This is a genomic window from Bacillus sp. UNC438CL73TsuS30 (assembly GCF_000482325.1).
In the GTDB taxonomy this organism is placed as follows: Bacteria; Bacillota; Bacilli; order Bacillales; family Cytobacillaceae; genus Neobacillus.
In genome coordinates this window covers 47,751-65,873 of the sequence record NZ_AXVA01000010.1, presented here as the reverse complement: position 1 = coordinate 65,873, position 18,123 = coordinate 47,751, and the positions used below count along the sequence as shown (strand labels likewise).

15 protein-coding genes are annotated in these 18,123 nt (G+C 44.6%); 3 read left to right on the top strand and 12 right to left on the bottom strand.

The features are described 5' to 3' along the window. Positions 1–21 precede the first annotated feature (21 nt). From icmF to M028_RS0103350, 7 genes are all read right to left on the bottom strand, one after another. Entirely contained in the window at positions 22–3,282 is a 3,261-nt protein-coding gene (icmF, locus tag M028_RS0103380) for a fused isobutyryl-CoA mutase/GTPase IcmF (RefSeq protein ID WP_026572654.1), read from the bottom strand. After that, positions 3,279–3,914: a TetR/AcrR family transcriptional regulator gene (locus M028_RS0103375; protein WP_035423698.1), complete on the bottom strand. Its 636-nt coding sequence runs from the start codon at positions 3,912–3,914 to the stop codon at positions 3,279–3,281. Before M028_RS0103375 ends, icmF begins: the two co-directional genes overlap by 4 nt. A gap of 126 nt (positions 3,915–4,040) precedes the next feature. After that, a complete protein-coding gene (locus M028_RS0103370; protein WP_026572652.1) occupies positions 4,041–5,180 on the bottom strand; it encodes an acyl-CoA dehydrogenase in 1,140 nt (379 codons plus the stop codon). A 67-nt stretch (positions 5,181–5,247) separates the two neighbouring features. Continuing rightward, entirely contained in the window at positions 5,248–6,378 is a 1,131-nt protein-coding gene (locus M028_RS0103365; RefSeq protein ID WP_026572651.1) for an acyl-CoA dehydrogenase, read from the bottom strand. 323 nt (positions 6,379–6,701) lie between these two features. Continuing rightward, positions 6,702–7,553 carry a 3-hydroxybutyryl-CoA dehydrogenase gene (locus tag M028_RS0103360; protein WP_026572650.1) on the bottom strand — a complete coding sequence of 284 codons (852 nt, stop codon included), beginning with the start codon at positions 7,551–7,553 and terminating at the stop codon, positions 6,702–6,704. 115 nt (positions 7,554–7,668) lie between these two features. Next, positions 7,669–8,856, bottom strand: coding sequence for an acetyl-CoA C-acetyltransferase (locus M028_RS0103355; RefSeq protein WP_026572649.1), 1,188 nt, complete (start codon positions 8,854–8,856; stop codon positions 7,669–7,671). A 347-nt stretch (positions 8,857–9,203) separates the two neighbouring features. Then, positions 9,204–11,306 (bottom strand): (Fe-S)-binding protein, encoded by a 2,103-nt coding sequence (locus M028_RS0103350; RefSeq protein WP_026572648.1) that lies wholly within the window; start codon positions 11,304–11,306, stop codon positions 9,204–9,206. A 194-nt stretch (positions 11,307–11,500) separates the two neighbouring features. On the opposite strand from M028_RS0103350, the gene cls reads away from it, so the two are divergent. Together cls and uvsE are read left to right on the top strand one after the other, a co-directional pair. After that, positions 11,501–12,703, top strand: a complete 1,203-nt coding sequence (cls, locus tag M028_RS0103345) for a cardiolipin synthase (RefSeq protein WP_026572647.1) — start codon at positions 11,501–11,503, stop codon at positions 12,701–12,703. Between the two features lie 24 nt (positions 12,704–12,727). Beyond that, entirely contained in the window at positions 12,728–13,684 is a 957-nt protein-coding gene (uvsE, locus tag M028_RS0103340) for a UV DNA damage repair endonuclease UvsE (RefSeq protein WP_026572646.1), read from the top strand. On the opposite strand, the gene M028_RS0103335 is transcribed toward uvsE, so the two are convergent. Further along, positions 13,677–14,300 carry a YitT family protein gene (locus tag M028_RS0103335; protein WP_026572645.1) on the bottom strand — a complete coding sequence of 208 codons (624 nt, stop codon included), beginning with the start codon at positions 14,298–14,300 and terminating at the stop codon, positions 13,677–13,679. The two genes, uvsE and M028_RS0103335, sit on opposite strands and share 8 nt — an antisense overlap. 140 nt (positions 14,301–14,440) lie before the next feature. Between M028_RS0103335 and M028_RS31865 the strand changes: the two genes are divergently transcribed. Then, positions 14,441–14,563 carry a DUF4023 family protein gene (locus tag M028_RS31865; protein WP_081810635.1) on the top strand — a complete coding sequence of 41 codons (123 nt, stop codon included), beginning with the start codon at positions 14,441–14,443 and terminating at the stop codon, positions 14,561–14,563. A 43-nt stretch (positions 14,564–14,606) separates the two neighbouring features. On the opposite strand, the gene M028_RS0103325 is transcribed toward M028_RS31865, so the two are convergent. From M028_RS0103325 to speB, 4 genes are all read right to left on the bottom strand, one after another. Then, positions 14,607–14,789, bottom strand: coding sequence for an H-type small acid-soluble spore protein (locus M028_RS0103325; protein WP_026572644.1), 183 nt, complete (start codon positions 14,787–14,789; stop codon positions 14,607–14,609). A gap of 195 nt (positions 14,790–14,984) precedes the next feature. Then, positions 14,985–16,643 carry an arginine--tRNA ligase gene (gene argS, locus M028_RS0103320; RefSeq protein WP_026572643.1) on the bottom strand — a complete coding sequence of 553 codons (1,659 nt, stop codon included), beginning with the start codon at positions 16,641–16,643 and terminating at the stop codon, positions 14,985–14,987. Further along, complete coding sequence (locus M028_RS0103315) at positions 16,640–17,059, bottom strand: DUF1934 domain-containing protein (RefSeq protein WP_231510765.1); 420 nt, start codon at positions 17,057–17,059, stop codon at positions 16,640–16,642. Before M028_RS0103315 ends, argS begins: the two co-directional genes overlap by 4 nt. 151 nt (positions 17,060–17,210) lie before the next feature. Next, positions 17,211–18,083: an agmatinase gene (gene speB / locus M028_RS0103310; protein WP_026572641.1), complete on the bottom strand. Its 873-nt coding sequence runs from the start codon at positions 18,081–18,083 to the stop codon at positions 17,211–17,213. Positions 18,084–18,123 lie beyond the last annotated feature (40 nt).

Here is an 18,123-nt window from a genome sequence, read left to right as displayed (position 1 = left end):
ACAAGCCATTGTCTACCAAAATTACATATTTCTTCTATACTGCCCGCCAACCTCGTAAAGCGCTTTTGTAATCTGTCCGAGACTCGCTACTTTGACTGTCTCCATTAATGCTGCAAAAATGTTGCCATTGTTGACCGCTGCAGCTTTTAATGCCTTTAATGCCTGTTCTGCCTCACCCGAATGGGCTCTTTGAAACTCGCGCAAATTGTGAATCTGCAGCTCCTTTTCTTCCTCCGTTGCTCGGGCTAGCTCCATATTGTCTACTTCTTCCTCAGATGGAGGATTAGGATTCAAATACGTATTGACGCCGATAATTGGCAATTCGCCCGTATGCTTTTTCATTTCATAATACATCGACTCATCCTGGATTTTTCCGCGCTGATACTGCGTTTCCATTGCACCGAGCACCCCGCCGCGGTCATTAATCCGCTCGAATTCCTGTAAAACGGCCTCTTCGACAAGATCTGTCAGCTCTTCAACGATAAACGAACCTTGAAGCGGATTTTCATTCTTCGTTAAACCATGCTCCTTCGTAATAATCATCTGAATCGCCATCGCTCTTCTTACAGATTCCTCGGTTGGAGTCGTGATCGCTTCATCATACGCATTCGTATGAAGTGAGTTACAGTTATCATGGAGTGCCATTAACGCCTGCAGTGTTGTCCGGATATCATTAAAGTCAATTTCCTGCGCATGCAGTGAACGCCCAGATGTTTGCACATGGTACTTCAGCTTTTGACTGCGCTCATTTGCACCATATTTATCGCGCATCACCGTTGCCCAAATGCGGCGGGCAACGCGGCCAATTACCGTATATTCCGGATCCAAACCATTCGAGAAGAAGAACGAAAGGTTTGCTGCAAAATCATCAATTTTCATGCCGCGGCTTAAATAATATTCAACGTACGTAAACCCGTTTGACAGCGTGAACGCCAATTGTGAAATTGGATTCGCCCCTGCTTCGGCAATATGGTAGCCTGAAATCGAAACGGAATAATAATTGCGCACCTGATGGTCAATGAAATACTGCTGAATATCGCCCATCATTCTTAGTGCAAATTCCGTGGAGAAAATACAGGTGTTTTGTCCCTGATCTTCTTTTAAAATATCAGCCTGCACCGTACCTCGGACGGTTTTCAACGTATAGGCTCTAACCTCAGCAAATTCTTCTACCGTCAACACACGGCCAAGCTCCGCTTCTTTTTTCTGAACCTGCTGGTGAATCGCTGTATTCATGAACATCGCCAAAATAATCGGCGCCGGACCATTAATCGTCATCGAAACCGATGTGGACGGATGACATAAGTCAAATCCATCGTACAACTTTTTCATGTCGTCAAGCGTACACACACTGACGCCGCTCGTGCCGATCTTCCCATAAATATCCGGACGGTGATCCGGATCCTCCCCATAAAGGGTAACCGAGTCAAACGCTGTACTTAATCGTTTTGCCGGATCATCCTTCGATAGATAATGGAAGCGGCGGTTCGTGCGCTCCGGTGTTCCTTCCCCGGCAAACTGCCGTTTTGGATCCTCTCCTTCACGCTTGAACGGAAATACCCCTGCCGTGTACGGAAATGAACCAGGTACATTTTCGCGGTACACCCAGCGAAGGATTTCGCCATAATCTTTATATTTCGGCAAAGCTACCTTTGGAATATTGAGACCAGAAAGACTCTTCGATTTTAATACCGTAATAATTTCCTTGTCACGAATTCTCGTTACGAATTGATCCTTTGAATAGGCTTCTGTTGTTGCTGACCAGCCGTTCAGGATTTTCTTCGATTCCGGTGTCAGCTGCTCTTCTGTTTCTTGTTTGATCGCTTCTAAAGAAGCAACAATTTCACTGCCAGCCTCTCGCTCCTTAACAGCGGCAATTGCCCCTTCAAGCTGGAACAGCTTCCGAGCCAAGTCCGCCTGTTCTTCCGCTTTTTTATGGTAACGGCGCACGGTATCGGAAATTTCCCGTAAATAATAGCGGCGGTCGGTTGGAATGATGACACTTTGTTTTTCGACCTTTGCATCCTTAGTAAAGGAGGTCTCCCAATCAGAAGCCATTTTTTCATTAATTTTTTCAATTAATGCTGCAAAAAGTGCGTTGGTGCCGAGGTCATTAAACTGACTGGCGATTGTTCCATACACAGGCATTTCGGACGGATCCTTTTCGAACAGCATATGACTGCGCTGGTATTGCTTTTGCACATGGCGCTTCGCATCCTCTGAACCTTTGCGTTCAAATTTATTGATCACGATAAGATCGGCAAAGTCGATCATATCAATTTTTTCAAGCTGTGATGGCGCTCCGAATTCACTTGTCATCACATACATAGATAGATCACAAATCTCAGTGATTTCCGCATCGCCTTGGCCGATTCCACTCGTTTCAACTATAACGAGATCAAATCCGGCTGCTTTGACCACTGACACGGCATCCTTGATCGCCAAGGATAATTCCGTTTTCGATGATCGAGTCGCAAGACTGCGCATGTAAATATTCGGTGAAAAAATCGCATTCATCCGAATCCGGTCACCCAGCAGCGCCCCACCCGTCTTTTGTTTTGTTGGATCAACGGATAATACCGCTATTCTTTTATCTGGAAGCTCATTAATAAAACGACGAATCAGTTCATCTGTCAGCGAGCTTTTTCCAGCACCGCCTGTACCGGTAATCCCGACAACCGGAATCGTTTTTGTTAATGTTTTAACTTGATCGAGAACAAGTTCTGCCGCTGCTGCAACTTCTTTATTGTCATCCACATGTAGCTCCGCAAGCGTGATCAGCTTGGCAATCGCATTAGCATCGCCTGCTTGTAATTTTTCAATCTGTTCCGCCGCATTGGTTGTGACGGTAGGGAAATCGCATTCCTCAAGCATGCGGTTAATCATCCCTTGTAGGCCCATCTTCCGGCCGTCCTCCGGTGAAAAAATCCAAGCAATTCCGTAATCATGAAGCTCCTTGATTTCTTTTGGAATAATAACGCCGCCCCCGCCGCCGTATATGCGGATGTTCGGTGCGCCTTTTTCCTTTAGTAAATCATACATGTATTTAAAATATTCCACATGGCCGCCTTGATAAGAGGATATCGCAATTCCTTGGACGTCCTCTTGAATCGCTGCGTTTACCACCTCTTCTACCGAACGGTTGTGGCCTAAATGGATGACCTCTGCTCCGCTTGACTGAAGAATTCTTCTCATAATATTGATTGAGGCATCATGTCCGTCAAAGAGACTGGATGCGGTGACAAATCGGATGTGATGTTTTGGCTTATAAATCTCCATCATGCTCCCCCTTTTTGCTTCATTCCGGATAAAATCAACTCGGTTTGCAATTCAATATATTCATCGATGGTATATAATTTCTGAATGGACCAGCGGCGGAAGCTCCACATATGTCCGTCGACAATTATGTTGTGGGAAATAAGTTTTAATTGTTTTTCTGATAAATCCAGCTCGCCATTTTCCACACATAGGATCAGCAGCTTTTCAAACATCGCCGCCATTTCCTTTTCTTTGTTTAGAACATATGGAAGAGCATCCTTTGTTAACGATTTTACTTCCTGGTACATGACAAGAAACTCATCCTGCATCTCATCTACCACCCGGAAGTAGTTCGCAATCCCTTGCTTTAAATTCGCCAATGTCCCCTGTTTATTGTCGAGGTCCTTCTGCAGGCGATCACTCACATGCTCATAAATGCTGTCACAGACAAGGTAAAGGACATCTTCCTTTGAGCGGATGTATTCATAAAGCGTCCCAATGCTAAATCCAGCCGCCTTTGCAATTTCCCTCGTGGTCGTCCGATGAAACCCCTTTTCTTTAAAAAGTGTAACGGCCCCTTTAATCATTTGATCACGTCTTTTTTCAACGAGACGCTCATCCTTGACCGAAGCCTGTACTTCCCTTTTTTTCGTCACGTTCAAAACCGCCTTTTGTTCCCGGCACCCTCCTAAAAAAGCAGGTGTTCGATTTTTCCTGCTTTCTTTAACGGGGGAGCCTTCAAATTCCTTTTATGATTGGTCTTTCAATGCATTTCTGCTTTTCTATTTCGTTACCATCCTTGAGATGACAAGACGTTGAATTTCTTGTGTACCTTCATAGATTTGCGTGATTTTTGCATCGCGCATAAATCGTTCTACTGGGTAATCCTTTGTATATCCGTAGCCGCCAAACACTTGAACCGCTTCGGTTGTCACCTTCATCGCGGTGTCACCGGCCATTAATTTAGACATCGCCGACTCTTTTCCATAAGGCAGCCCGTTCGACTCCAGCCATGCTGCTTGGTAGGTTAATAGTCTTGAAGCTTCAATCGCTGTTGCCATGTCCGCAAGCTTAAAGCTAATTCCTTGGTTCGCTGCAATCGGCTTACCAAACTGGTGGCGTTCCTTTGCATAATCAACCGCTGCATCAAGTGCGCCCTGCGCAATTCCCACCGCTTGCGCCGCGATGCCGTTGCGGCCTCCATCAAGCGTCATCATCGCAATTTTAAAGCCTTCGCCTTCTTGGCCGAGTCTGTTCTCAACTGGAACCTTGCAATCTTCAAAAATGATTTCTGTTGTCGGCGATGAGCGAATACCAAGCTTCTTTTCCTTTTTGCCAACGGTGAAGCCTGGGAAATCCTTTTCAATAATGAAAGCGGTTGTTCCTTTTTGTCTGCTGGATGGGTCCGTTAACGCAAACACCACATAGATGTCCGCAATCCCGCCATTGGTAATGAAAATTTTTGAACCATTCAGGACGTAATGGTCACCCTCCAAGCGAGCGGTCGTTCTCATCCCGCCGGCATCAGAGCCGCTGCCAGGCTCCGTTAAGCCGTAGGCACCAATTTTTGATCCTTCCGCCATGGGACGAAGGTATTTTTGTTTTTGCTCTTCAGATCCGAACTTGTAAAGAGGCCAGCCCGCAAGCGAGGTGTGGGCAGAAAGTGTTACCCCAATGGATGCGTCGACGCGGGAAAGTTCTTCGACTGCGATACAATAAGCAAGATAATCACTGCCAATGCCGCCGTACTCTTCCGGCCACGGAATTCCTGTTAAGCCTAGTTCGGCCATTTTGTCAAAAATGGCGCGGTCAAAGGTTTCTTCCTCATCGCGCTCGGCCGCAGTCGGTGCAACCTCATTTCGGGCAAAATCCCGGACCATTTTGCGAATCATTTCATGTTCTTCGGATAATTGAAAGTTCATTTTGAGTCCTCCTTGGGATACAGTTCGATAGCTACAAAGTTAAATTTTTTTCTACCTATCAAGCAATTTACAGATGCTTGCTCACAACAATGCGCTGAATTTCGCTTGTTCCTTCATAAATCTCGGTAATTTTCGCATCGCGGAAATAACGCTCAACTGGGTAATCCTCGGTATAGCCATACCCGCCAAACACTTGGATCGCCTCCGTCGTCACTTCCACCGCCGTTCGAGAAGCAAACAGCTTAGCGACAGACGATTCGAAGCCGCATTTCACACCGCGTTTGCGTAAATCCGCTGCTCGATAGATTAATAGTTTTGCTGCCTCCACACTTGTCGCCATATCGGCCAGCTTAAAAGCAACCCCTTGCTGCGCTGCAATTGGCTTGCCGAACTGCTGACGCTGCTTTGCGTAGTCCGTTGCCGCTTCTAAAGCTGCCTCAGCAATCCCAAGGGCTTGGGTCGCAATCCCGATGCGACCAACCTCAAGGTTTGCCATGGCAATTTTAAAGCCTTCTCCTTCTTCGCCAAGACGATTGGCAACCGGCACCAACATATCTTCAAATGTAAGCTGAACCGTTCTTGAACCGTGCAGCCCCATTTTCTTTTCGTCCTTACCAATAATCAGACCAGGGGTGTTTTTTTCCACAATAAAGGCTGTTATTCCACGCGCACCTTTTTCCGGATTCGTGGAAGCAAACACGATATAGACATCGGCTTCGCCGCCATTGGTGATAAACGCCTTTGTGCCGTTTATTTTATAGTAATCACCATCGCGTACGGCCCGCGACTTCAGGCTGGCAGCATCAGAACCCGAGCTTGGCTCGGTTAAGCAAAACGCCCCTAAATACTCCCCGCTTGCCAGCTTCGGGATATACCGTTGTTTTTGTTCTTCTGTGCCAAAATATAAAATTGGATTCGTGCCCACTGAAGTATGAACAGAAAGAATTACCCCAACAGTCGCACTCACCTTGGAAATTTCGTGGATCGCAATGATGTAGGAGGTGAAATCCATTGCCGCACCGCCGTATTTTTCCGGAACTGGGATCCCCATTAAGCCGAGTTCGCCCATTTTGCGAAGGACCTCACGTGGGAATTCACCTTGCTCCATCCGCTCGACAAATGGTGCAATTTCATTTGCTGCAAAATCCTTGACCATTTTTCGCATCATTTCTTGTTCTTCTGTGAATGTTAGGTTCATGTCCATTCCCCTTCCCGAGGATTTTGATTGTATTTACATGGCTATGTTTCGAACCATTCCTATGGTGTTTGCAGTTAAGACCATCCTAAAATGTTCTCTTTTTTTGGGCTGTGTTAAACGTGGTTGTTGATTTCCGCTCCAGGATGCTCGCTTTCCGCGGGGCGGGCGGTGAGCCTCCTCGGCGCTTTAGCGCCTGTGGGGTCTCACCTGTCCCGCTGCTCCCGCTGGAGTCTCGCACCTTCCGCTCCAATCAACTTTGTTTAAATCATATTGTTCTTTAACAAAGCCTTTGTTTAAACCAATCCTGTGTTTATCATCTCTATCTATTTATATGTGTAAAACCCGCGTCCGGTTTTCTTGCCAAGCCAGCCTGCTTTTACATATTTACGAAGCAGCGGACATGGACGGTATTTGTCATCGCCAAAGCCTTCATGCAAGGTCTCCATAATGTACAGGCATGTATCCAAGCCGATAAAATCTGCCAATGTTAACGGTCCCATTGGATGGTTCATACCAAGCTTCATCACTTCATCAATTGCTTCTTTCGTTGCAACACCTTCATATAGCGTATAAATCGCCTCATTGATCATCGGCATAAGAATGCGGTTTGATACGAATCCTGGATAGTCATTCACTTCAACCGGTACTTTGCTCAATGTTTTCGTCATATCTTCAATTACCTGATACACTTCATCTGCCGTTGCCAACCCGCGGATAATTTCAACAAGCTTCATCACCGGCACCGGATTCATGAAATGCATGCCGATGACCTTTTCCGGACGCTTCGTTGCCGCAGCGATTTCCGTAATCGGCAGTGAGGAGGTGTTGCTGGCCAAAATGACATGTCCCGGGGTAATTTCATCAAGCTGGGCAAAGACTTTCGCCTTAATTTCCATGTTTTCAACCGCTGCTTCAATGACCAAATCGACAGCGCTTGCATCCTGTAGGTCAGTAGAAGGCGTCAGCCTTGCCAATACTTCCTGCTTTTGCTCTTCCGTTAAGCGGCCTTTGTCCACGTTTCTTGAAAGGTTTTTATTAATTACGCCTAAACCACGCACGACGAACTCCGGTTTCAAATCATTTAAAAACACTTGATATCCCGCTTGGGCACAAACTTGGGCAATTCCTGAGCCCATTTGCCCTGCACCAATGACCATTACCTTTTCAACCTTCATGATTTTCCCTCCAAGCGGGGCTGCCCGCTCCTTAGGTCAGCCCCTTTTTTATAAAATCTATGAAACTAGCCTTTTATCTGCGATGCGAAATTCCCACCAGAAACCGGTCAAACTTTTAAACCTTCGGAACCTCAATCATCACAGCATCACCCTGGCCGCCGCCGCTGCAGATAGCAGCAATTCCGATTCCGCCGCCGCGTCGCTTCAATTCATGCATTAATGTCAGGATAATCCGTGCGCCGCTTGCCCCAATTGGGTGACCGAGGGCAACCGCACCGCCGTTCACATTGACCTTTTCCGGGCCAAGTCCGGCAATTTGGCTGCTCGCTAATGCAACCGCTGCAAAGGCCTCATTGATTTCAAACAAGTCAACTTCTCCTAAGCTTTTTCCGGTTTTTCGTAGTATTTCATTGATGACAAGTCCCGGCGTTTTCGGGAAATCCTTTGCTTCCACCGCTATCGCCGCATGCCCTAAAATGACCGCTTCCGGTTTACGGCCTTCACGCTCTGCACGCTCTTCGCTCATCAGCACAAGTGCCGCCGCACCGTCATTTACACCCGGCGCATTCCCGGCAGTAATCGTTCCTTCAAAATTAAATACAGGTGCCAGCTTTGCCAATCTTGCTAAAGAGGTATCTTTCCGCGGCGCTTCATCCTGTTCAACTACAACTGGCGCTCCTTTTCGCTGCGGCACTTCAACTGCCACGATTTCCTCGGCAAACTTCCCGCTTTCAATGGCAGCAATCGCCCGTGCATGACTACGGTAAGCCCATTCATCCTGCGCCTCGCGGCTGATTTCCATTTCCTTTGCAGTTCCATTTCCGTACGTTCCCATGTGCGCACCCGTAAAGCTGCAGCTTAAGCCGTCATGAATCATTAAATCCTTAACGGAAGAGTCACCCATTTTAAAGCCCCATCTTGCTTTTGGCAGGATATATGGTGCATTGCTCATCGATTCCATGCCGCCGGCCACAATCAGTTCTTCATCACCAGCACGAATGATTTGATCAGCTAATGTAACACTGCGCATTCCTGATGCACAGACTTTATTAATGGTTTCCGTTTTCACTTCCCATGGCAGTCCTGCGTGTCTTGCTGCCTGGCGTGATGGAATTTGTCCTTGTCCTCCCTGCAAAACACTTCCAAGGATTACCTCTTGGATTTCTTCAGGCTTTACATTTGCACGGTTTAACGCTTCTTTTACAGCGATTCCGCCAAGTTCTGATGCTGTGAAGCTGCTCAAAGTACCGCCCATTTTTCCAAAAGGTGTGCGAACTCCGCTTAAAATGACCGTTTTCCCCATTCCAAACACTCTCCCATTTCCTATATTTTTGACAAAAAATAATGATATGTTTTTCAGAAGCGACTGAACGCTCGCTCGAAAAATGCAGAAAAAATGACGCAGACAAAAAGTATCTACTGCAAAAATTGATTTGATTAATTTAGCTGTCATGCCTGAGGTCTTTGATGTGTGAATTCTGTGGAAAAATAATTGAAGTTGATTTTTATTAAGTTTATGAAAGCGTTTTTATATCTCTATTCTATTTTACATAAAAAACAGTAGAAGTTGAATTGTTTTACACAAAATTTTTAAAATTTCATGAATTCTTAATAAACAATCAACCTCTACTATTCAATAAATTTAAATCATTAAGCTGCCGGGCCACCGCACACTGCTTTTTCTAGTAGTTCCGCAACGTCGTAAGTGGATACTTTTTCTTCCACTTCTTTTGCCTTTGTTCCATCTGAAATCATTGTTAAGCAATATGGGCATGCAGAGCTGATCACCGTTGAATTCGTCTCAAGAGCCTGCTCGGTTCTTGCTACGTTAATGCGGTTTCCTGTTTCCTCTTCCATCCACATTAAACCGCCGCCGGCACCACAGCACATCGCCTTTTCTCTGTTTCTCTCCATTTCCATAAGCTTCACGCCTGGAATTGCTTTCAGAATTTCCCGCGGTGGATCATAGACGTCATTGTATCGGCCTAGATAGCATGAATCGTGGAACGTAATCGTTTCCTCGACAGAATGCTTTGGCACCAATTTGCCATCACGGACAAGCTCATAAAGGACCTCCGTATGGTGGTACACTTCTGCTGTTAACCCGAAATCCGGATACTCATTTTTGAAAATATTGTAGGCATGCGGGTCAATCGTAACGATTTTCTTAACCTCCGCCTTTTCAAACTCTTCAATGTTTTTCGTTGCAAGTTCCTGGAACAAGAATTCATTTCCGAGACGGCGTGCCGTATCACCGGAGTTCTTTTCCTTATTGCCGAGGATCGCAAATTTCACACCCGCTTCGTTCATTAATTTTGCAAACGATAGGGCAATCTTTTGGCTGCGGTTATCGTAAGACCCCATCGAACCTACCCAGAAGAGGTATTCGAATTCTTCACCAGCCTTATTCATTTCCTTTACCGTAGGAACATGAACATCTTCGCGGACCTCACGCCAATTTTCGCGCTCTTTCCGGTTAAGTCCCCATGGATTTCCCTGGCGTTCGATATTCGTCATCGCCCGCTGCGCATCTGCATCCATTTTTCCTTCTGTTAACACAAGATAGCGACGAAGGTCGATAATTTTATCCACGTGCTCGTTCATAACCGGACATTGATCTTCACAGTTACGGCAAGTCGTACATGCCCAGATTTCTTCTTCTGTGATAACATCGCCGATCAAGCTAGGACTATAAAGGCCTGCTGCTGCTGCCTCTTCTGCGCCCTGACCCGCTGCGGCAAGTGCCAGTTGATTTCCTTTTGTATTCGCAAATGCGAAGGTTGGCACCCACGGCTGTTTCGAGGTAACCGCCGCCCCGTAATTCGTAAGGTGATCACGCATTTTCACGATTAAATCCATTGGTGAAAGCATTTTGCCTGTTCCGGTTGCCGGACACATATTGGTACAACGTCCGCATTCTACACAGGCATAGAAATCAATCATTTGCAGCTGGGTAAAGTCTTCAATTTTTCCAACCCCAAATGATTCCTGTGATTCATCTTCAAAATCAATTTTATTTAACTTACCTGCCTTTTCTAAACGGTTAAAATAAACATTCGCAGGACCTGCAATTAAGTGAGCGTGCTTTCCTTGCGGCACATAAACTAAGAAGGATAATAAGAAAATTAAATGGACCCACCATGCAAAGTAGAAAACGACAATCGCCACAGTTTTCCCTACCCATGAAAACGCTAGGGAAATGATAGAGGCAACCGGTTCAGACCAAGACGGGTCCTCTCCATGCCAAATGATTCCCATCCCATTACCGAGCAAAACGGAAATCATTAAGCCCCCGATAAAAATCAAAACTAGACCTGATTTAAAGCCCCGCTTCAAGCGGACCAATTTTTCAATATAACGGCGATAAAATGCCCCAAGCACTGCTACTAAAATGACAAGGGTGACAATCTCTTGAAAAAAGGTAAACGCCGGATACAACGAACCAAGCGGCAGATGTGAACCCGGATGAATGCCTTTCCAAATAAAATCAATCGCGCCAAATTGGACCAAAAGGAACCCGTAAAAGAAGGCCACGTGGATAGCACCCATCTTTTTGTCCTTTAATAATTTACTCTGGCCAAACACATTGACCCAAATCTTTTGCAGCCTCTCTTTGACGTTGTTGTCAAACTCAACTTTTTTTCCGAGCTTAATGTACGCAATCCGCGTTTTGACTACATAAGCGAATAGGCTAATTCCGTAAGCGGTTACAACTAAGAAGGCAATGAGGTTTACCCATAAAAGACCTGTCACATCAAAACTCCCCTTTCTCACTTCCTGTTTAAGAAAATTTTAAACCGAATAAATTTTCAGAATCCTTTATCTCTATTATATAATGAATGAGCATTCAGTCAATGAAATTTTTCAAACTTTATTGCAGAAACTCAAATTCATAGAAGCGTTTTCAATTGGAAACCATAAAAATATGATGAGGAGGGAAATACCAGATGACATTTGCGGTTACTTTTATTGGAGTACTACTTCTTATCATCATATGGCTAGTCCTCGATTTTAGACTAGGAAGAAAGAAACATCTCTCACAGATGAAAAATTGTGAAACTCCCATGCTTCATGGCCAGCTGGACATCTTCCCGCATGGGCCAGAACTGTTTGCCGATTATTTCAAAGAAATAAAAGAAGCCAAACTGCATATTCATATTCTCTTTTATATTATCAAAAATGACAAGTTTAGCCATACTTTTTTAAAATTATTAAAAGAAAAGGCAAAGGAAGGTGTAGAAGTCAGGCTTCTGCTAGATCGCATTGGCGGCATCCATTTAAAAAGGCATTCGATAAATGAACTCCGTGAAGCTGGCGTCCACTTTTCGTATTGCAATCGAATAAAGCTCCCCTATCTTTTTTACTCGGCTCAGGTACGCAATCATCGGAAAATTACGATTATCGATGGAAAGATTGGCTATCTTGGCGGATACAACATTGGCAAGGAATACATCAACGAGGATCCAAAACTCAGCCCGTGGCGGGATTACCATTTAAAACTTCTCGGTGAAGGCGCGACCTTTTTACAAAGCGAATTTCTAATTGACTGGCGGGAAAATACCAGTGAAGACTTATTGAACCACTCTAACTATTTCCCTGAAGTTTCAAAAGGTTTGATCCGCCATCAATTAATGCCGACAGAGGCTGTTACTTTGGAGAAAAAGTATCTTGGACTGCTTCAAATGGCAAAAGAGTCAATTATTATTGGGACCCCTTATTTTATTCCGAGCAAGCCGCTTTTTCAGGCATTACGTGCAGTTTTGAAGAGAGGTGTTCAACTCGCGATTGTTGTCCCCTATACCTCAGACCATATTCTGGTACAGGAGGCATCCCATCGCTACTTAAAGACACTCTTGCGCGAGGGTGCAAAGGTTTTTCAATTTAAAAATGGTTTCTACCATGCAAAAACGATTGTCATCGACGATAAGCTTTGCGATATCGGCACCGCCAATTTTGATAAAAGAAGTTTATTTTTAAACAAAGAAATTAACTGCTATATTTATAATCCTGAATTCATTGAACGGCTGAAGTCAGTTTTGCAAAAAGATATCGGGGATTCAAAGCCATTGACGCTGAAGGAATTAACGAAACCCAACCTTTTCAGATCCGTGAAAGAAGGCATCGCTGGAATTTTTTCTTACTTTTTATAGCAGCAAACGACAGGAGTTTGAACAATGAAGATTCGTTTCGGATATGTCTCGCAGGCGACGACCCTATGGGATGCCTCTCCATCAAAAACGATTACCTATACACGTTACCGGGAGTTACAAAAAGAGGAGCAACTGGAAAAGCTACTTACAGTAACGAAGCAAAACCTTGATCATACCTTACGTATGCTTCACTACAATATTGCCCATGAAATTGAACTCTACCGTTTTTCTAGCTCCCTCGTCCCTCTTGCTACCCATCCGGAGGTACGTTGGGATTTTGTCACTCCGTTTCAAAAGGAGTGGCAGGAAATTGGAGAGCTTGTCCGTAAAAACCAACTAAGGGTAAGTTTTCATCCTAATCAATTTACATTGTTTACTTCAAAGGATCCAAAAATTACTGAAAATGCTGTAATCGATATGGAGTATCATTTTCGGATGCTCGAGGCTATGGGGCTTGAACGAAAGTCACTGATTAATATTCATATTGGCGGTGCTTATGGGAATAAAGCGGAGGCACTGACGCGTTTTCATCAAAATTTGACTGCCCTTCCGCTTTCGATTAAACAAGTGATGACCTTAGAGAATGATGATAAAACCTATCACACTGCGGAAACCTTAACCGCCTGTGAAAAGGAGCAGGTTCCATTTGTGTTTGATTACCATCATCATATGGCGAATTTATGCGAGGCTTCTTTAGAGGAGTTGCTGCCGCGAATGTTTCAAACATGGGAGCGAGTAGGAATTCCTCCGAAGGTCCACATTTCGTCCCCGAAATCAGAAAAAGAATTTCGTTCTCATGCCGATTATGTCGATTTGGAATTTATCCTGCCATTTGTAAAGTTACTTACCGGGTTCGGACGGGATGTAGATTTTATGATTGAAGCAAAAGCAAAGGACCAAGCCTGCTTAAAGCTGGTGGAGGACATGAGCAGGCTGCGTGGCTTTAAAAGGGTTCGCGGTGCGGCCATTTCAATTAACTAATATTTTTAAGGGACAGATCAATCGTTTTACAGGCAATACAAAAAGTTGCCAATGAGTATACCGCCTCAAGTAGTCCAAAGACAAAAATCGAACTGAAAAAAATAAAGAAATTAAAAAACAACACATATTGCCCAATCGAAAAAGGGGTCCGCTGGCTTAACATGATGGCTAAAATCTCCGTACCGTCGAGGGACCCGCCGAAGCGAATAATCATGCCCACCCCCATTCCCAAGCAAATCCCGCCAAAGAGGATGACGAGAATGGGGTTTTTGGTAAGCGCCGGAAACGGCTCGAGCATATACAATTCGAGGCTTAAAAAAAGAAGTGCCCCGAGGCTGATGATTAAAAACCTTTTTCCGAGATAAAATAAGGCCAGCAGTAAAAATGGCGTATTTAACAGGAAAATATAGAAACCCACTTTATAGTCGGTGATATGAGCGAGTAAAATACTAATTCCTACAATTCCGCCATCAATAATATAATTTTTCACTAATAGCAGCTGCAGGGCTGCCGCAACAAGCGAAACCCCAATTAAAACACCTCCACCCCGCCTATACAAAGAGAAATGGGCCGCTCTTTTTTCATTTATATAATATTTAGTACGCTCCCGATACATAATGGCCCCCATCCGTTCAATTGTCCTATTCATTATGTATGGTGGAAATCTTAATTTTATCCGCAAAAAAATAAGACATGTTCCGGGGCATGAATTCAACCGTGAATGGTTAAAGTAACAAATATCAAGGAGGGATTAAGATGGAGAACACAAGTGAATTTGTAAAAAAATTAGCTGAGGACAAAAAGAAACAAGACTATAATAAAACGCACCAAGGAAAGGGACATCCGGATAAAAAGCTTCCGAATAACCAGCATAACTGAATCAGGACAAGCAAAAAGCATCGGTATGGGCACCGATGCTTTTCTATTGTTCTTCAATTAAGTTGAGGACAGGGACATCTCTTTCCTCTTCCGGGTTAGTCCGAGAATAAATTCTCGCTGTTTTTGCTGCTTCATCCACATGCTGAATGATTACTGGGTTTCCCTCATAGGTAACATGTATCACATCCGCGGACTCGACGATTTCCTTCGCTCTTCCTATATTCATGAAGCACACTCCTAATTAAAAAGTCTATTTTAATATTTACTATTTTTTGGATGATATTCATGTTTATGGGGCTTTTTTAAAGGAGTTGTATTTTATTGGCCAGTAATGGTTTTTCTGGTTGATTTAGTGGATCTACTGGACAATCCCTCTATCGATTCAAAAATCCCCCTTTCAACTGAAAGGGGGATGCAACACTTACATTTTTTCTGGAGCAGATACCCCGATTAATGCAAGCGCATTGCGTAAGGTAATCTGTACAGATTTTACTAGCCCCAAACGAGCAGCGGTTCGCTCTGGATATTCCGGATCAAGAACCTTTTCCGCATTATAAAAACTATGGAATGTTGATGCCAGTTCAAAGATATAGTTTGTAACACGGTGCGGAACACGTTTCACAGCCGCTTCCCCTACCGCCAGCGGAAACTCGCCAAGCTTCTTCAATAATTCAATTTCCTTTTCAGAGTCAATTAAAGAGAAATTCGCTTCCATATCTACTTCTCCGCCCTGACGTAAAATGCTCGAAATCCTTGCATGGGCATATTGCGCATAATACACTGGGTTCTCATTCGACTCAGAAACCGCTAAATCCAGATCAAAATCCATATGCGTATCGGATGAGCGCATCGCAAAGAAATAACGGGTGGCATCGAGGCCGACCTCATCGACTAAATCACGCATCGTGACCGCTTTTCCGGTACGCTTAGACATCTTCATCTTTTCACCATTTTTATAGAGGTGAACAAGCTGGATAATTTCGACCTCGAGGGCATCGCGGGCATAGCCCAATGCCTGAATGGCCGCCTTCATCCGCGGAATATAGCCGTGATGGTCTGCACCCCAAATATTGATTAATTTTTCAAAGCCGCGGTCCAGTTTGTCTTTATGATAGGCGATATCTGGTGTTAAGTAGGTGTAAGATCCGTCCTGCTTAATGAGTACGCGGTCCTTATCATCGCCGAAATCGGTTGAACGGAGCCAAGTTGCACCCTCTTCATCGTAAATATAGCCGGTTTTACGCAGTGCGGCGAGCGCCTCGCCAATTTTCCCATTTTTATAAAGAGAGGTTTCCGAGAACCAGACATCAAAACGGACACGGAAATCCTCGAGGTCGCGCTTTAATTTTTCCATTTCATATGTCAAACCGTATTCTCGGAAAAATTCGAAACGTTCAGCCTCATCCACTTCGACATACTTATTGCCATACTCTTCGGCAAGCGTTTTACCAATATTGATAATGTCTTCACCATGGTATCCGTCTTCAGGCATCTCTTTTTCTAAACCTAATGCCTGGAAGTAACGTGCTTCCACCGACTTAGCAAGATTATTAATCTGGTTTCCGGCATCATTGATATAGTACTCACGGGACACATCATAGCCTGCTTTCGCCAAAATATTGGAGAGTGAATCACCGACAGCGGCTCCACGGGCATGTCCGAGGTGCAGGTCACCAGTTGGGTTTGCGGAAACAAACTCGACCTGAATTTTTTGGTTATTACCTACTGTTGTTTCTCCGTACTTTTCCCCCGCTTTTAGAACCGTTGGAATTAGATCGGTTAAATAGCTGTTGTTCATATAAAAATTAATAAAGCCCGGTCCTGCTAATTCAATTTTTTCAATCGAAGCCTTCGAACGGTCGAGATTTTCAATCAGTGCCTCCGCAATCATCCGCGGCGCCTTTTTTGCGACGCGTGCCAATTGCATCGCCATATTAGTAGAATAATCGCCATGTGCTTTTTCCTTTGGGGTCTCAAGAATGACATCGGGAATTTGCTCTTCCGTGGCAAGGCCTGCCTTCAAAACGGCCGCTTTAATTTCTTCTTTAATTTTATTTTGAACCTGCTCCACTATATTCATTTTTTATCCTCCTGGAAGGTAATCTGTAAATGGTATGTACCTGAGGGTGAGCCCTGCATGGTAAAATCGTAAAGTATGTTAATAAGGCCTTGGCCATTTTCAAAGGAATGTTCAAGGTTTTTCGTTAGGGTAGTCGTTTCAAACTGGCCAAACGGCATCTCATAGCTGCCGTTAAGCTTCCGATTCAATTCGAATGGAAGGCGCATCTTGACAGCACCGCCGCGTAAAATCAAACCTTCCCCAGCAGTCATCTTTACAATCGTCCGGACACTCCCCTCCTCCATTGCTTCCTCATACTTCAGATAAGAGGCATTCCCCTTTTCAAAATATTGACCAAACAACTGCAACTCAAAACTTTCCTGCTGATCAATCGTCGTTCTCACTTTAATCCTTACCGGTATCTCAGGCGTTAACAAAACAACCGCACTCCTCTAATCAAATTCACTTTTTCTATTATACCCATATTAAGTTGCAATTTAAAACGACAAAATTCGGGTGGTGCCTGTCACCACCCGAATTTTGTCGAATCAAAAAGCCTGCCCCTTCAAAAGGACAGGCACACTATTCTTATTTAACCCAGCCAAGGATCATTTCACGGATGAGTTTGCTGGCTGTGTTGGCGGTTTGTTCGGAGTTATCGTAGATTGGTGCTACTTCTACAAGGTCGCCGCCGACGACGTTAACTTCGGAGCGAGCGATTGCATGGATGGATGCCAACAGCTCTTTCGAGGTAATTCCACCACAATCAACGGTACCTGTTCCCGGTGCATGGGCAGGGTCCAGTACATCAATATCAATCGTCACATAAACAGGACGGCCTGCAAGCGTTGGGAGGATTTCCTTAAGCGGCTCAAGCACCTCAAATTTAGAAATATGCATGCCGACTTGCTTTGCCCATTCAAACTCTTCCTTCATACCAGAACGAATCCCGAAGGAATAGACATTTTTCGGTCCGATTAATTCCGCAATTTTGCGAATCGGAGTTGAATGCGATAACGGCTCGCCTTCATAATTCTCACGTAAATCCGTGTGAGCATCAAAATGAATGATCGCCAAATCCGGATACTTTTTAAAGACTGCTTTCATCACCGGCCATGAAACCAGATGTTCGCCGCCCATGCCAAGTGGGAATTTTCCGGCATCCAGCAGGGAGTCGATATACTCCTCAATTAAGTCCAAGCTCTTCTGCGGATTCCCGAATGGCAAAGGAATATCCCCTGCATCAAAATATTTTACATCCTCGAGTTCCCGATCAAGGTATGGACTATACTCTTCCAAACCAATCGAAACCTCACGAATACGAGTCGGACCAAAACGAGAACCTGGGCGGTAACTCACTGTCCAATCCATTGGCATCCCGTAAAGAACCGCCTTACTCTCCTCAAAATTCGGATGACTCTTAATAAAGACATTTCCTGAATAAGCTTCATCGAAACGCATCATAACACTCCTCTCGGGGTCTGACCCCCATCAACTTAAC

Coding starts and splice junctions, on each gene's coding strand:
- uvsE (WP_026572646.1), top strand. CDS start 12,728: ATGAAGATTCGTTTCGGATATGTCTCGCAGGCGACGACCCTATGGGAT.
- speB (WP_026572641.1), bottom strand. CDS start 18,083: ATGCGTTTCGATGAAGCTTATTCAGGAAATGTCTTTATTAAGAGTCAT.
- M028_RS0103370 (WP_026572652.1), bottom strand. CDS start 5,180: ATGAACTTTCAATTATCCGAAGAACATGAAATGATTCGCAAAATGGTC.
- M028_RS0103365 (WP_026572651.1), bottom strand. CDS start 6,378: ATGAACCTAACATTCACAGAAGAACAAGAAATGATGCGAAAAATGGTC.
- icmF (WP_026572654.1), bottom strand. CDS start 3,282: ATGATGGAGATTTATAAGCCAAAACATCACATCCGATTTGTCACCGCA.
- M028_RS0103355 (WP_026572649.1), bottom strand. CDS start 8,856: ATGGGGAAAACGGTCATTTTAAGCGGAGTTCGCACACCTTTTGGAAAA.
- M028_RS0103360 (WP_026572650.1), bottom strand. CDS start 7,553: ATGAAGGTTGAAAAGGTAATGGTCATTGGTGCAGGGCAAATGGGCTCA.
- M028_RS0103325 (WP_026572644.1), bottom strand. CDS start 14,789: ATGAATATAGGAAGAGCGAAGGAAATCGTCGAGTCCGCGGATGTGATA.
- M028_RS0103335 (WP_026572645.1), bottom strand. CDS start 14,300: ATGTATCGGGAGCGTACTAAATATTATATAAATGAAAAAAGAGCGGCC.
- argS (WP_026572643.1), bottom strand. CDS start 16,643: ATGAATATAGTGGAGCAGGTTCAAAATAAAATTAAAGAAGAAATTAAA.
- cls (WP_026572647.1), top strand. CDS start 11,501: ATGACATTTGCGGTTACTTTTATTGGAGTACTACTTCTTATCATCATA.
- M028_RS31865 (WP_081810635.1), top strand. CDS start 14,441: ATGGAGAACACAAGTGAATTTGTAAAAAAATTAGCTGAGGACAAAAAG.